This window comes from Ponticaulis profundi (assembly GCF_042659465.1).
GTDB lineage: Bacteria > Pseudomonadota > Alphaproteobacteria > Caulobacterales > Hyphomonadaceae > Ponticaulis > Ponticaulis profundi.
In genome coordinates this window covers 1-14,178 of record NZ_JBHSSW010000055.1, presented here as the reverse complement: position 1 = coordinate 14,178, position 14,178 = coordinate 1, and the positions used below count along the sequence as shown (strand labels likewise).

Sequence of the window (14,178 nt, the reverse complement as noted above, 5' to 3'; positions counted from 1 at the left end):
CCATCACCGCGAACAGGTGATATTTCCGGCGAAAGCCGCTTGCTGATCTTGTGGATATAGAAGCTAAACCGACCTTCGGTTTGCGCAATGATAGTGGCGATCCGTTTTTTCAAACGGATAAGCGCCTCATCGTTTGCTGTCATGCTGTTGAGGCCATTGACGCGAATGCACTGCATGTATTCGCCGCCGCGTGTCAGGATGGTTTCGTCATCGACAAGGCTGACAAAGGGCAAATAATCTTCGAATTGCTCTTCGCGGAAGGCAACTGATGAAATCAGGCTTGCTGCGCCCTCACCACTCAATTCCTTACGGCTCATAGCTGTTTCCATTCCAAAGGTTTTTATTCCGCGATGGTCGCGTTTTCTGAAGGACGGTCATGATTACGTCCAAAAAGTTTGGGTCCCACTGGGCCGCGGCATAAAGGGCCGGGTAGGTAGCTGCCGCCCAAGCCAGCACCCAGAAAGATTTGATCCAGATGAAAAGCAGGACGCCGGAAAAGACCCACACCATCCCGTAAATTACGGGCAAGCCGAGAAACTTTGGCGCGCGAAGCAGACCTTTAAAAACGACATCCTGCTCTGTCATGACATCAAGCCCACAGCGCCTCGACCATCGTCGTCGCGCCGCCAATACCTGCGATAGCGATGACAACCCACATGGCTTGGCGGAAGTCGATGATGCCGAAGAACCATGTGATGAACACGCCGATGAGCGCGAGCGTAGCGATGATCATCCCCAAGGGACCGGTCAGCGCATCCACCAGTCCTTGCAGAAAGTTTTGAATGGGATCGAGGTTAATATCCTGTGCCATCGCCGGTTCTGCGATCATCAGAACCATGACAGCGAGTGCGGCCAACAGCACCCAATTACGGGAAGCAGGACCGCCCACCCGGTTAAAGATTTGCGTCACAGTTGTTCTCCTTTGAGACGTTGGTAAACGGCCATAACCTTGCGGACATGGCCTTGCGTTTCGCGGTAGGGCGGGATGCCTCCATGACGCGAAACGGCTTCCGGGCCAGCATTATAGCCAGCCAGTGCCAGCTCCTTCGATCCGAAGCGGTCGAGAAGAAGAAGCAGGTAACGGGCAGAACCATCGAGGTTCTGGTGCATGTCATGTGGGTTTACGCCGAGTGTGGCGGCGGTCGCGGGCATGAGTTGGCCGAGGCCGATCGCACCGACATGGCTTAGAGCGCGAGGGTTGTACGCACTCTCGATTTCGATGTTAGCTCTGTAGAAGTCGCGCCAGTCCGTGACCGACATTCCAGCTTTGCGCAGGGCACCATGGCCTCCATAGCGCAATGCTGTCTGATGAATTGCATCGAGTACTTCAGGGCTTCCCGAGGCAGCGCGTGGTGCCATGAAACCATTGTCCGGCTCTGCTAGAAAGGACATGGAATTTTCGGGAACAGAAGCCTGACGTTCGGCTTCTGGGATTATCGGCTGCCCACCTGATCCGTAATGGCGGGCAAAGCCGTTGCTTTGTTCTCTAAATTCGAAGGCTCCGTCAGAACCTGGAACAAGGACCAAACCCTGTCCGAGACATGCAGTCGCGTTAAGAGTCAGACCTCCAATCGACCAAATAACGGCCGTCTTTAAATATTTCAAAACACTGTCCTTTTTCGAAGGGCATTATCAATCCGGGGAAGCCCCAGAGCATAAGTTTTGAAGCAACGCCCGACACGGTGAGCGATGTTTCTGGTTTGTTTCTGACTTTGTAGACCAATAACCGTTTGGATTTTTTATCGGCCGAAACGACCTCGTAAATCCATTTGCCGACTGCAGACGTTCCTTTTTTGGAAACGCTCTCTTGGCAAATTATGATTACCGATCCGCCCTCGTTTACGACCTGCGCAACGTCCTCGCTGATTATCACTGGCGGTATGGCTAGACTCATTGGGGGCTCCTGCTCACTGACAGGTGCCTTGATGCACTATGTTGGGTTGCCCGCACTAGTTGGATTTAACTAGATCACCACCTTCATACACAACATTTCAACAAACCTCAACATAAATAAATTGTTTGTTTAACATTGTTGAATGGTTTTAGCCCAGTTCACGCACAGGACACTCGAAGACCTGGAACGATCCTTCGGAGTTGCTGGCGACAGGTCCAAGCTGCTTGACCGGCCACGACAGAGAGTTTGCCATGCGCTGGAACGCTGGCGATCCGAGGAACAGAACAGTGTCAGCTCCTTCCTCACCCAAGAACGTGTTGATCTTGGCAAGGATCATCCGAGACACATCGCGCGACCCGGTGACTACCATACGCGTAATCTCCCAGACCTTTTCATTCATAGGCGGGACCGCGTGGCACAGCTCCTGCGGCAAGCCGGGCAGTACGCCCAGGCAGGCATCGCGGATCATGTAGCTATACTGGATTTGCCCGGTGCCGCTGATCTGGTCGGTGCGGCGCAGTCTTGCCCCTCCGACGACAACACCGTTCAGCGTTGCCACAACATAGATCGTGTTGAAGGAGTCATACTGTTCGAACTCCAGATCTTCCGCGTGAAACAGCGGCCATTCCAGACGATCCACGAAAATCTGCTTGCGCAGTTTCAGGTAGTCATTGACCAGATGCCACCTGTCCAAGTCCTCCGGGCAGCGGATGACCTCGACCTGATAGCCGTCACGGGCCGCGTCACTGAACATGCGGCTTGGCTGCATCTTGACCATTGGTACCTACCTCGAAAACTTCTGTTGAGCCGATGAACAGGCGGATGCCTTCCGGCGTAACGGCCCAGACACCCTTATTTGAGAACTTGACGGTGATCTCTTGGCCTTCCTGTAGATGGGCAAACATCGACACCAGGTTCTGAGCCATGTCGGCAGTAAAGTTAGCCTCGGCGGAGATAACCACGCCCCTTGGGCGTACCCTTGCGGTTAAGTCGGTCATCTGTCCCTCCTATGGCTTTTTGCCGGTTTGCTTAAGACGGTACTTACGGCTCAAAATTAACCATTGACACCAACATGTCCTTTTGGTCAGTTGATTAGTGCAAAACGCATTTTTTTCTTGACAGGCTTGAAATGATTGAACTCGTGATCCCGAATCATGAAGATGAACTTGCTGTCCTCGAACGGATCGGTAACGGAGGTTTCATCCTCGGCCTTGGTCTGAAATTTGGAAAACCTGATTTCTGCCTCAACCGCTATTCCGACGCGTGGACAAAAAAGTACGAACAGGAGAACTACTTTTTTGGCGATCCCATGACTGTTTGGACCATGGCCCGCACAGGAATGATCCGCTGGTCAGAGTGCAGCCTTCCCGATCTACGGGGCGTGATGGCTGACGCAGCTACCCACGGTCTTGTCTATGGCGCCACATTTGTTGAAGTGGTGAAAGGCAAGCGGTCATTCCTTTCCATCGCCCGAAACGACCGAGAACTGACTGACGCCGAAATGGAACTGCTCATGGGTCGTGTGAAGGCATGGGCAAACCTTTTCACAAGCTATTGGAAAACCATCGGGCTGTCCCAGGGCGAGATCGACGCCCTGGCCTCGATCAAGGGTGGTGCCAACCAAGATGACGCCGCTGAAACGTTGAACATCAGCCGGTCGGCATTGAGACAGCGACTATCTACGGCGCAAGTCAAACTCAGGGCACCAAATTCCGTCAGCGCAGTCGCACGTGCCGCTCAGATGGGTATCATCTGAAGCCGAGCAGCTTTTGTCATGACCAATAGGAGGGCAGGGGAAGGCATTACGCTACGCCTCAACTCAGGAAATGAATTGGAGGCGCATCATGTGTCTCCTTACACATCCAAAAGTCGTCATACCCACGGACCACGAAATTTGGCAGATTGCGGTGGTGAAGGCTCGGCGCTTGGCAATCCGGCACATCGCGGCTGCGGTTGGCGATTGATGCCTGGGCGACAGCAGCTGAAAGCTGACCCCATACCTTCGCCTTATCCGGGGTCGGCACTACCTTCGTAGGCTCAGGACCCATTGAATTGCGGCGTGCGATCTGATTCAGGCTCCTGAGGAGTCTGGATTATGAGCGATCTTTATTGGCTGACGGACGAGCAGATGGCTCGGCTGGAGCCCTATTTCCCTAAGAGCCACGGCAAACCTCGGGTAGATGATAGGCGGGTGTTGAGCGGGATCATCTTCGTCAACCGCAACGGCCTGCGCTGGCGGGATGCGCCGGCAGCCTACGGGCCTCACAAGACGCTCTACAATCGCTGGAAGCGGTGGAGCGAGGCTGGCGTCTTCGTTCGGATGATGGAGGGCCTGTCTGGCGCACAGGCCGAACGCCGGACCGTCATGATCGATGCCACCTATCTAAAGGCGCACCGTACGGCTTCGAGCCTGCGGGTAAAAAAGGGGGCCTCGGGCGACTGATCGGACGGACCAAAGGCGGGATGAATACCAAGCTGCACGCCGTCACCGATGCGAATGGACGCCCCATCAGCCTGTTTGTGACGGCTGGTCAGGTCAGCGACTACACCGGCGCGGCGGCTCTTCTGGATAGTCTACCCCGAGCCCAGTGGCTGCTGGGCGATAGGGGCTATGACGCGGATTGGTTCAGGGACGCCTTGGAAGCCAAGGGGATCACACCTTGCATCCCCGGACGTAAAACCCGCACCGAGCCCATCCGGTATGACAAGCGCAGATACAAACGACGCAACCGCATCGAAATCATGTTCGGTCGTCTGAAAGACTGGCGACGCGTTGCCACGCGTTATGATCGGTGCCCGAACGTCTTCCTCTCCGCCATAGCACTCGCCGCTACAGTGCTCTTTTGGCTATGAGTCCTGAGCCTAGGACTTTTCCAGAAGCCGCGGCGGTGTGGATCGTAGATGACGTACTGCATGGCAAAGGTCGGCACTGTGATGAGAAATGCCAATCCTCGGCTGCGCCAAACGGTTCCCGAGTCATAACTCTGGTTACTGGGTATTATGATACCTCAGTGGAGACGAGGTTTTCCGCGTTCCAAACAACTTTCTTCGCGCGTTTGATAGCAACCCCTATCACCATCCAGCCAACTGATGCGAAGAGCCAAGAGCTGCCAGCTATGAAAGTTAACGCTTACGGCCTCTTGGGCCACAACAAATCCCCAAAGTTCGTTAGCTTTACGACGGATAACCGCCAATCACGGATGGCGATGCCCCGTATGTCACACGCCCCGTGAAGCATCGTCAGCATCATGCAGCGTCATCGTCGGGGCCTATAAGGCGTTGGACGCCTCATGCATCGCCATGCTGTATACGGTTTACGCCCATTTCTTTCACGACCAGACGTAAGCATCGAATGGGGTATCGTAACCCCAACGCGAGAGCCGGCCTGCTAGCAGAGGGGATGTCCCGACCGCCCCCCAGCAGCATGCTTCATCTACTCGAAAAGACTAACCTAAGCTGACGATTTACCAAATTTTTTGCAGTCGAAAGCTTTTCACCGTATCTTCAAGACATCCTGCGATGACGCAATAGAGGTGGCATGGAAGCGGTGCACTATTGTATTATGAACACTTGATACCTCTATTGCGGCTTAGACTAGCGTGGCAGATCCCGCACTTCAGCAACAATCTGAGCCAGTGTGGCTGGTGCGATCGGCTTGCTGAGTAGTGTTACGCCTAGATCAGCGGCACGGCTATTCAGCACCTCGGACCGGCTAGCGCTCATCATCCAGCAGAGGCTGGTCGCGCCTAGTCGGCTCTTTAGCTGTCCAAGGCAAACCAGCCCGTCCATCCCGGCGCCCAGTTGGAAGTCGACGATGCACAACTCTGGTTCAACACCAGTGTCGTCCAGCAGTGTAATTGCATCCTCACCGCAAGGCACGTCCAGAACGTTGACGCCCCACTGCTCAAGAAGGCCGGTCAGTGCCTGCATCATTGCAGGATCGTTCTCAACGATGAGAGCAGTAATCTCGGGACGGTCCTCCGCCCCGGGCACTAGCCCACTATAGACCATGCGTCGGTCGGGTGGTCGGACCGCCGTTGTCGCCACCTCGATCCCGAAGGTCGAGCCACAAGCAGGCGCTGAACGCAGCGTTAGCGTGTGGCCAAGCAGCGCGGCCGCCCGATCGACGATGGCAAGCCCAAGGCCCAACCCCTCCGAAGCTGAGGCCTTCGCATCCAGCCGTTTGAACTCGGCGAAGACGAGGCGATGATCCCTCTCAGGAATGCCACGGCCAGTGTCGCGCACCTGCAAGAGCACCCGCCCTGCCCGCGGTCGGGCGGCCAAAAGCACTCGGCCACTGTCCGTGTAGCGGATCGCATTTGCCAGCAGGTTCTGGAGGATACGTCGAAGATAAAGCCGGTCAGAACTGACCCACCCCTGCGCCGGCCGCACAACCAGCTCAAGGCCCTTAGCCTGTGCGACAGGAGTAAATTCTTCACGCAATTGTTCGAACAGTGGGGCGAGAGCCACCGGCTCTACTGTAAGCGCCGCCTGCCCTGCTTCAAGGCGCGAGATGTCTAGAAGCGCTTCTATCAGTCCGCTGACGCTGTCCAACGAGCGCTGGACCTTTTCCAGCTTTGCGCGAGATGTAGGTAGAGAGACATCCTCCAGCAGCGATCCGACGAATAGTGTTGCCGCAGACAAAGGCTGCATCAAGTCATGGCCGACCGCAGCCACAAAACGTGCGCGAGAAGCATTGGCCCGCTCAGCTTGCGCCAATGCATCCTGCAGTTCTTCAGTGCGATTTGCGACACGAGCTTCCAATGTCTCATTGGCTCGGTTGACGCTTTCCAATGCACGGCTGTAATCGGTAATGTCGTCGATCGATAACACAAATCCGCCGTCCTGAATTTCTTGCGCGTAGATTGCCAGGGTACGCGCTTCACCCGTTCCGGAATCGCGCATGACCTGTACCGCAAAGCTATCACGACGCCGGACCGACCGGGCCCAATCGGCCAACAGGTTCGCTCCTTTTTGTGCTGGAAAGTCGAGCTTGGAGCGCAGTTGCAGCCAGATCTCATCAAAATGAGTGCCCTCGCGCAGTCGCGTCACCGGCAGTGTCAGCATTTTTGTGAGGTTCTCATTCCATGCCAGCAACCGCAGCCGGCTGTCGAACAGGCACACAGCAAGCGGAAGGTGTTCCAGCGTAGCCTTCAGGATGGCCGCCTGGTCGTCCAGAAGGCGCCCTCGCTCAGCGCGTTCGGCCCGGATCAGGTCTGTTACCTCGGTCTGCAGGATCGCGGTGCCTCCATCGGCCATCCGCTGTTCAGAGACCTGTACAAGCCGACCCTTCGCCAATTCCTGCGTCAAGATGAAGTGCCGTTCGGCGTGGCGGCGACGGCGCATCTCGATCCAGCCGTCAGGAGACATTCCTACCGGAGGGGTAAAATGGATGGAGCTTGCGACGAGTCGTAGATAGGTCTCGAAATCGAGGCCCGGCCGCAGTCGCTCGATGATGTCAGGCAACATCGCGTTAAAGCGAGAATTGCACATTACCAGAATGTCATCGGCATCGAAAAGTGCAAACCCCTCCTGCACTGCCTCAATTGCGGCGGAGAGATTTTGACGCGCGGCCTCTTTCTCGCGGTAGGCCTGCTGCAAGCTGGCATTTGAGGCATTTAGCAGGTCAAGCGCATGTTCGAGTTCTCGCGTACGGGTGCGAACCTCGTCCTCTAGCAGCGCTGCGCGCTGAAATTGTGCATAGCCGCTAGCCGTCTCCTGCGGGGGATCCTCAATCTGGCGGATTAAAGCCTGAGCGATCACTTGCAGCTTTTGATGGCGCCGGTCGGCATCGTCGCCAGGTGCCATCATCCGGTCAATATCGGCTGGCAGGTCGTCGTTCATGTTTGCAAAGGATCGTAGAAGGCAACCCCAGTTAGAGTCTGATTCAGGTGCATCCCGCCTGTCTGCTCACCATAGGTCGAGAAGCCCACGACCCTATGTTGGGCCAGCAGATCCGAGATCGCCCGTGTTTGCTGGCGTACCTCTGCATCCATGCGGCGGAAAATGCAATCGAAGCCCAAGACCAGACGTGGAGTGCCCTGCGCTGCGAGACCTGAAAGAGCGGTATCCAGATGTGTCACCGTATCGGATTCTTCGGCCAGCGTCAGCACCATGCCCTCGGCCACGGCGCCAAAGAACATCAGCGCGTCGTCCGGCCCGACGCCCCGGATCGCGCGGACAAAATGCCGTCCCCCGGCACGAACCATCACCGGTCGGGTCGCAAACATCTCGGGGCTAAGCTCATCAACTTCGCAGCCCAGAAGCCGGGCATATTCGCGTGCTGCTGGCTCATCATTTATGCGCAGCACCGCGCGTTTGGCCGGATCGGCTCGCGTGACCACCATTTGCGTGCGCGAGGGTCTGGCTGAGTTGAACGAGAATGTCCGCATCGCCATCCGGCTGCGAAGAAGGCAAAGGACAGCCGCAGTACGGCTGCGAAGCCGCTCGCCGCAAAAAACATGCGTCTGACGAAAGACGCGCCAGTCGCCCGCCGACCCACCGACGATCCGCACAGGGCCGAGCCCTCCAGTAAGCGAGGCCACAAGGCTTTCCTCGCATCCGGACATACCATCGACCAGCAGAACCGCCAGTTCCTGCGGCATCTCTTCGGCACGGCGCCATAGATCCTGCCGGATCTCCTGCAGTTGAGCGATCATGTTATGAGTGTTTATTGCATCAATAGGGTCGATCAGGACTGTACGTGCGGCAAAACCCATTGCGGGAAATGCTACGGCCACAAGGCTACGATCGGTATAGCCGTCCTCACCCAGCTCACCTGCCGTGGTGCAGCCCGCAACAGCGCTTTGGCCAAAAAATGCAGACGCGCGGTTAAGAAGCTGCGGAAGATCGGCACCAGCGCCGACAAACAATAGGACCAAGGCAAAAGGACCGGGACCGAGCTGTGTGGAGAGCGCCGCCACTGGGTCCATGCCCCGCAGAGGCACCGTGGCGACGCGCGGTCCCAGCTTGGCTGCGTCAGGCAGCACCGTTTGCAGCGTCTGCAATGCGTCCCCTCAACTTCACATCTTGCGCCATCAACACGGCCTGTGTCCGCGTCGACACACCCATCTTTCGCATGATTGCTGTAACGTGCGCCTTAACCGTTGTCTCCGCAATCGACAGTTCATAAGCGATTTGCTTATTTAGTCTTCCTTCGCAGATAAGTTCAAGAATACGCGCTTGCTGGCGCGTCAGTTGAGATAGGCGCTGGACCACCGCTTCGATTGCGTCACCGTGCAGGTTTTCGTGCTCCACTTCAGCAGGCAGCCCGGGAGCATAAATTTCACCGGCGGCCAACGCCTCGAAGGCAGATCGAAACACCTCTCGCCGTGAGTGCTTTGGAACAAACCCTGAAGCCCCACCTGCCAAGGCGGCGCGAATGGTTCGGGTTTCATTAACCGAGGTAACGACCAGGACAGGAACGCGTGGCGCCGCTCGGCGCAAATGCAGCAAGCCTTCAAGGCCATCAACATCGGGGAGGTTTAGATCCAAAAGGATCACATCAACATTGGCCCCATTGGCCAGATGGAGGCTTGCCTGCTCAAGACTTTCTGCATGGATGACCCGACGGATATCCGATACCGATTGCAGGGTCATAGCCAAGGCATCACCAAAAAGCGGATGATCCTCGACGATCAGCGCGGCGCGAAAGGATAAAGGTGCCGGATTGAGCGGCTCGGGTATTCCGGGATCAAATGCCATGGTGTGCCTTTCCCCAACGCGCATTCTACAGTCTTGTGCCCTCGTGTCCGGATTGAACAGGGGCTAGCATTGCTTGCCATGACAGGCCCCGCCGGGCGGGCCTGTTTAAAGGATGCTGAGTATGAGGCGCCAGGTCTAATTATCAAAGCGCTGCTCTATTCTGATTCTGTCTCAGTTTTTCCTTTCGGCCCCCTATGCGGTCAGGGGTCATTCAACCTGATTTGCCAAGTTCCCGTTGCCGTGACCCGCATTTTGTATAAGCCTGACCTATCAAAGACATGTCGGCCAATGCCCGATCCCGCGCGATGGAGATTGCGCAGCACCTCGCCGCGAGCGTCTAGTAGATCGATCAGCAGGATCGCGTCACCGCTTTCGTATTCGACCACGGTTCCAGCCTCTGCGTGAAACTGCGGAATGGACCCCGTTCCAAACCCATCGAAATGCCGGGCCACACCAGAGGGCACAACTTGTATCGCGTCAAAGCAGTCGAGCCGTTGGTCCGAACCCTCAATCGCCCGGCAGGTCATAATGGCTTGAGCCACCGCATCCGGAACTTCGGCCGTGGCGCGGGCCGAGGAAATTAGCAGAGCCAGCACTACCAGTCGACCGGGCACCCGGTGCAACCCTCCATATGGACGCCCAACCAGACGGTGAAGCGATTGTTGTTGTCGCCAAGCGTCGCCTGCGCCATGTCGGCATTATAAAACTTGGTCTCGGACAGATTAGCGGCGACAAGAGTGGCGCGTACAAAGCGGGTCTTGGGCGCCCATGCAGCCTCCAGTGTCGCGGCCGTGAGGTTTGCATCAGTAAAGTCGGCGCCGGCCAAACGTGTTCCTTCTAAATTGGCGCCTGTCAGGTCTGCACCCACGGCTACCAGACCCGGCATCTGCGCCATATGCATCTTGGCGCCACGCAGATCGGCGCCCGAAACATCCGCCCCACGCAACTGAGCGCCGGTCAGATCGACCCGAGCCATATGGGCACCGGACAGATCCGCCCCGTTTAAGTTGATACCTGACAGGTCCGTATGGGACAGATCGACGCCGGGACAGACGGCACCCGGCTCAAGCGTGCAGCCGTCAATTATCAGCGGTCCGACGGCGGGAGTTTCCGTGTCGACGATGACTGGATAGTCGGTTTGCCCGGCGGTCAGACGGACCGCCTCGGCCTGCCCCACCTGCGGCAGGGCGAAAAGGGGCGCAGTCAGAAGCATGGCCACAAGGGGCAGAATTGAACGAGACAAGGCAGCAATCCTTTTGCGCGATACAGGGCTTCAGCCGAAGGGGCGGGAGCCTTCGCTTCCGCCCACACTCATCTTACTTGGCAGAGGCAAGGAGCTCATCGGGGACCTCGAAGACCCAGAACGATCCACCTTGGCTGACCTCGGTAGTCAGTTGCGCCATGTCACCACCCCACAGCGGCACTGCCCCCCCATAACCGGATGCGATGCCCAAATACTGCTTTCCATCGTCTTCCCATGTGATCGGCATCGAGATGATTCCCGATCCAGTTTGGAAGGACCACAGCTCCTCACCACTCTCGGCATTGAACGCTTTCACAAAGCCGTCCGAAGTGCCGGTGAAGACAAGGTTTCCACCGGTCGCAAGGGTGCCGGCCCACAGAGGAAGTTCTTCCTTGTGCTCCCATTTCATCTCGCCTGTTGCCGGATCATAGGCCCGCAATGTGCCAATGTGATCGTCGTACATACGCTTGATACGGAAGCCTTGGCCCAGATAGGCCGCGCCGGCTTGATAGGTAATGTTCTCAGTCCAGTAATCCTCAGTCCAGTTGTTGGCGGGAACATAGAACAAACCAGTGTCCTGCGAATAAGACATCGGGTTCCAGTTTTTGCCGCCAAGGAACGGAGGAGAGACCTGGATGGTCGCACCGCGGGTCTCACCTTCTGCGGGCAGAGGCGGGCGCTGACCCTCGTTTTCGACAGGCCGGCCGGTTTCCAGATCAATGTGGCTGGCCCAGGTGATGTTGTCCACGAAAGGGAAGGCGTTCAGCAGCGCGGTGGGCCGGTTGATGTCGCCGCCGCGCTCGGATAGGGCGTCGATGTCTGTGACATAGAAGAACCCGTTCCGGTCGGCATGGGCGCCGGCGCGATGAGTATTGCCGTCCTTGTCGGTATAGTCGAACAGGACGATTTCGTTATTACCCGAGAAGTCCCAGGCATCATTCGGCGTATGCTGGTAGAAGCCGACCAGCTCGCCAGTGGTCGGGTTCACGTACCCCTGACCAGAAGTATAGAGGCTATCGTAATCCCAGTAGTTCTCGCCCTGAGAGCGTTCCCAGGTGTTCCATGGCGCGGGATTGCCGGCGCCGACGATGATGGTGTTCGTCTCGGGGTCAAAGGCTGCTGATTGCCAAGGTGCACCGCCACCATGGTTCCAAGCTTCAACCTTGCTGCCATCGTCGTTCACGGGCCAGCTCGGTGCACTGGCATCACCTGTCGGCCGGCTTTCCTCACCGTTCATGCGGCCGGTATGTCCTTCAACGAAGGGAAGCATCCATATCTCTTCGCCGGTATCTGGGTCGCGGGCGTAGAGCTGGCCGACAACGCCGAACTCGTCACCCGAACTGCCGTGAATCAGCATGACGCGGTCGGTCTCGGCGTCCTTGATGATCGTGGGAGCGCCAGTCATTGTGTAGCCGACCTTGTGATCGCCAAATTTCTCGCGCCAGACAACCTCTCCGGTGTCCTTGTTCAACGCGTAGATGCTGGCATCGAGCGCGCCAAAAAAGACCTTGTCGCCATAGATCGCTGCGCCGCGGTTCACGACGTCACAGCAGGGGCGGATATCGTCAGGCAGGCGGGCCTCGAATTTCCACAGACGCTCGCCAGTCTTAGCATCCAGCGCCCACATCCGGCTATAGCTGCCGGTGATGTAGATCACGCCGTCATGAACGAGCGCCTGTGTTTCCTGCCCGCGCTGTTTCTCGTCGCCGAAGCTGAAAGCCCAGGCTGGGCGCATGTGCTTGACCGTCTCGACATTGATCTGATTCAAAGACGAATAACGTTGTGCGTTGTTGCCCATGCCATACATGAGGACATCATCGGTCGTTTCGTGATCGTTGAGAATATCCTCCCACGTCACTTCCTCGGCCATGGCGGGGGCAAGGCCAACTGCGACGCTCAGCGCCAGCGCGCTGACAGCGGAAATCATCGAGTGCTTCACTGTCATTTCCTCCTCGTTCTACACATCACCAGCTCCTCCGGCCGGGGTCGGTCTTCATCCGACGCTGCTTAGCAATGGCAGCGTACGGCGTTCGTAATCGCGCCAGCGCTGGATCACGCTGCGGCGATATTCCTCGGGATTTGCGCCCAGATGGGCGTAGTCGGGCATGGGCCCGGCGGCCAAGGCCTCCAGCGGAGTTAGGCCATTGTTGGCCGCGCCGCGCAGGCGAGCGTCCATAGCCTGTAGATAATGCTGCGTTTGCCCCATCGCGCGGCTGTCGCGATGATAGGGGCCGTGGCCCGGCACGTAACCTGAAGCGGGGATCTCGCTGATCGTAGTGATCGCCGCGGCCCAGGTTGCAATGTCGGCATCGGGAAAACTGGGGGCTCGGTTAAGAAACAGCAGATCCCCTGCAATAAGGGTGCCGGTTCTGTTGTCGCGGATGACCAGATCTGCCTGACTATGTCCTGACAATGCAAGCAACGTCAGATCGCGTCCCCCGATGGTCAGGGGTCCGTTAACTGCATCGTCTGTCGCCGGCAGTGGCGCAGTGCCGTTCATCCATGACCCCAGAATGCGGTATAGCCCATCAGCCAGAGCCTGTGCACTGTCCCCCTGCGCTTGGCGCGATGGCGGCAGCGACAAGATTGGCCTGTCGGCGAACGCCTGATTGCCGAACCAGTGATCAGGATGATGATGGGTGTTCAGGGATAGCGCGACGCCGCCCAAGCGCTCGTCGGCAAACTGACGCAGGGCCGCGCCATGGCGATGCGTGCCGCCGGTGTCGATAACCACCGCCCCGCCCTGTGTCGCAATCATGACAATATTGCAGATTGCACCGCCGTTGCCCCGTCCGAAGCTTTCGGTAGCGCCTTCGAACATCCAAACGCCGTCCGCGATCTCTTGCGGATCAAGGCGATAGTCCGGCGCAGCTGCCACGGCGGGAAGCGTGGGGATAATAAACGCTGCCGTACCGGTCAGCATAATCTGGCGGCGGGTCAGGTTCATGCCGAGACCTCACCGGTGAAGACATAACCCAGATTGTCCCGCGCCGAGATCTGGATCGGCCCTCGCGCGAGCTCGGGCGGCAGCAGGAAGGTCAGCGCAGGGTCCTCTTCGACCGGCTCGAAGACTTCGAGCCGCGCGATCTGTCCCGATGCGTCAGATAAAGTCACCTCGGTCAGGTAATGCGCCGAGATGCCGACTGCCAGGCCCGTATCCATGGGGTGGCGCAGCATCAGGCGCAGACGCCCGAAGGCCGACCAGAGACGAGCGCGCATCTCGCCCAGATCATCTTGCCAGTTCGGGCGGGCGTGCGCCGCGGCGGGCGCTGTGCAGCCGCCCCCTGCTGCATCGACGAAGCTCGCGCCCATGCGCCAGCTGCCGTCCGCCATCGCC

At 57.8% G+C, this 14,178-nt stretch carries 16 protein-coding genes and 1 pseudogene; 2 read left to right on the top strand and 15 right to left on the bottom strand.

Annotation, left to right across the window (positions count from 1 at the left end):
* The 7 genes and pseudogenes from ACFQDM_RS15795 to ACFQDM_RS15765 form a co-directional block, all read right to left on the bottom strand.
* Nucleotides 1-317, bottom strand: a pseudogene (locus ACFQDM_RS15795) (hypothetical protein); the annotation flags it as partial.
* On the bottom strand, nucleotides 307-585 hold the full coding sequence (locus ACFQDM_RS15790; protein ID WP_127899859.1) for a type IV secretion system protein VirB3: 279 nt from the start codon (nucleotides 583-585) through the stop codon (nucleotides 307-309). The pseudogene ACFQDM_RS15795 and the gene ACFQDM_RS15790, both read right to left, overlap by 11 nt.
* Nucleotides 586-589: 4 nt before the next feature.
* The gene (locus tag ACFQDM_RS15785) at nucleotides 590-862 is read right to left on the bottom strand and encodes a TrbC/VirB2 family protein (protein ID WP_255352906.1); all 273 of its coding nucleotides are present in this window, start codon (nucleotides 860-862) and stop codon (nucleotides 590-592) included.
* Nucleotides 863-906: 44 nt separating this feature from the next.
* On the bottom strand, nucleotides 907-1,527 hold the full coding sequence (locus ACFQDM_RS15780) for a lytic transglycosylase domain-containing protein (protein ID WP_342775325.1): 621 nt from the start codon (nucleotides 1,525-1,527) through the stop codon (nucleotides 907-909).
* Between the two features lie 25 nt (nucleotides 1,528-1,552).
* Nucleotides 1,553-1,894 carry a hypothetical protein gene (locus ACFQDM_RS15775; protein ID WP_377380671.1) on the bottom strand — a complete coding sequence of 114 codons (342 nt, stop codon included), beginning with the start codon at nucleotides 1,892-1,894 and terminating at the stop codon, nucleotides 1,553-1,555.
* A 148-nt stretch (nucleotides 1,895-2,042) separates the two neighbouring features.
* On the bottom strand, nucleotides 2,043-2,648 hold the full coding sequence (locus ACFQDM_RS15770) for an acyl-homoserine-lactone synthase (protein ID WP_052715394.1): 606 nt from the start codon (nucleotides 2,646-2,648) through the stop codon (nucleotides 2,043-2,045).
* Nucleotides 2,638-2,892: a hypothetical protein gene (locus ACFQDM_RS15765; protein WP_046001878.1), complete on the bottom strand. Its 255-nt coding sequence runs from the start codon at nucleotides 2,890-2,892 to the stop codon at nucleotides 2,638-2,640. Before ACFQDM_RS15765 ends, ACFQDM_RS15770 begins: the two co-directional genes overlap by 11 nt.
* 131 nt (nucleotides 2,893-3,023) lie before the next feature.
* On the opposite strand from ACFQDM_RS15765, the gene ACFQDM_RS15760 reads away from it, so the two are divergent.
* Nucleotides 3,024-3,650, top strand: coding sequence for a helix-turn-helix transcriptional regulator (locus ACFQDM_RS15760; protein WP_377380667.1), 627 nt, complete (start codon nucleotides 3,024-3,026; stop codon nucleotides 3,648-3,650).
* A 339-nt stretch (nucleotides 3,651-3,989) separates the two neighbouring features.
* Nucleotides 3,990-4,747 (top strand): IS5 family transposase gene (locus ACFQDM_RS15755; protein WP_313443562.1). Its coding sequence is split into 2 segments (ribosomal slippage): nucleotides 3,990-4,311 and nucleotides 4,311-4,747, totalling 759 coding nucleotides; the frame shifts between segments, so codons are not numbered across the junction.
* 741 nt (nucleotides 4,748-5,488) lie between these two features.
* Here ACFQDM_RS15755 and ACFQDM_RS15750 read toward each other — a convergent pair.
* From ACFQDM_RS15750 to ACFQDM_RS15715, 8 genes are all read right to left on the bottom strand, one after another.
* On the bottom strand, nucleotides 5,489-7,738 hold the full coding sequence (locus ACFQDM_RS15750; RefSeq protein WP_377380664.1) for a hybrid sensor histidine kinase/response regulator: 2,250 nt from the start codon (nucleotides 7,736-7,738) through the stop codon (nucleotides 5,489-5,491).
* Nucleotides 7,735-8,901: an FIST N-terminal domain-containing protein gene (locus tag ACFQDM_RS15745; RefSeq protein ID WP_245008577.1), complete on the bottom strand. Its 1,167-nt coding sequence runs from the start codon at nucleotides 8,899-8,901 to the stop codon at nucleotides 7,735-7,737. Before ACFQDM_RS15745 ends, ACFQDM_RS15750 begins: the two co-directional genes overlap by 4 nt.
* Nucleotides 8,873-9,598 carry a response regulator gene (locus ACFQDM_RS15740; protein ID WP_217846931.1) on the bottom strand — a complete coding sequence of 242 codons (726 nt, stop codon included), beginning with the start codon at nucleotides 9,596-9,598 and terminating at the stop codon, nucleotides 8,873-8,875. The genes ACFQDM_RS15745 and ACFQDM_RS15740 overlap by 29 nt, the downstream gene beginning before the upstream one ends.
* Before the next feature lie 200 nt (nucleotides 9,599-9,798).
* On the bottom strand, nucleotides 9,799-10,212 hold the full coding sequence (locus ACFQDM_RS15735; protein ID WP_377380661.1) for a hypothetical protein: 414 nt from the start codon (nucleotides 10,210-10,212) through the stop codon (nucleotides 9,799-9,801).
* Complete coding sequence (locus tag ACFQDM_RS15730; RefSeq protein WP_377380659.1) at nucleotides 10,194-10,841, bottom strand: pentapeptide repeat-containing protein; 648 nt, start codon at nucleotides 10,839-10,841, stop codon at nucleotides 10,194-10,196. The genes ACFQDM_RS15735 and ACFQDM_RS15730 overlap by 19 nt, the downstream gene beginning before the upstream one ends.
* Before the next feature lie 73 nt (nucleotides 10,842-10,914).
* The gene (locus tag ACFQDM_RS15725) at nucleotides 10,915-12,786 is read right to left on the bottom strand and encodes a PQQ-dependent methanol/ethanol family dehydrogenase (RefSeq protein ID WP_377380656.1); all 1,872 of its coding nucleotides are present in this window, start codon (nucleotides 12,784-12,786) and stop codon (nucleotides 10,915-10,917) included.
* Nucleotides 12,787-12,834: 48 nt separating this feature from the next.
* Entirely contained in the window at nucleotides 12,835-13,788 is a 954-nt protein-coding gene (locus tag ACFQDM_RS15720) for a quinoprotein relay system zinc metallohydrolase 1 (RefSeq protein WP_377380653.1), read from the bottom strand.
* The coding region (locus ACFQDM_RS15715) for a thiosulfate oxidation carrier complex protein SoxZ (protein WP_377380650.1) at nucleotides 13,785-14,178 on the bottom strand (394 nt) is incomplete at its 5' end. The genes ACFQDM_RS15715 and ACFQDM_RS15720, both read right to left, overlap by 4 nt.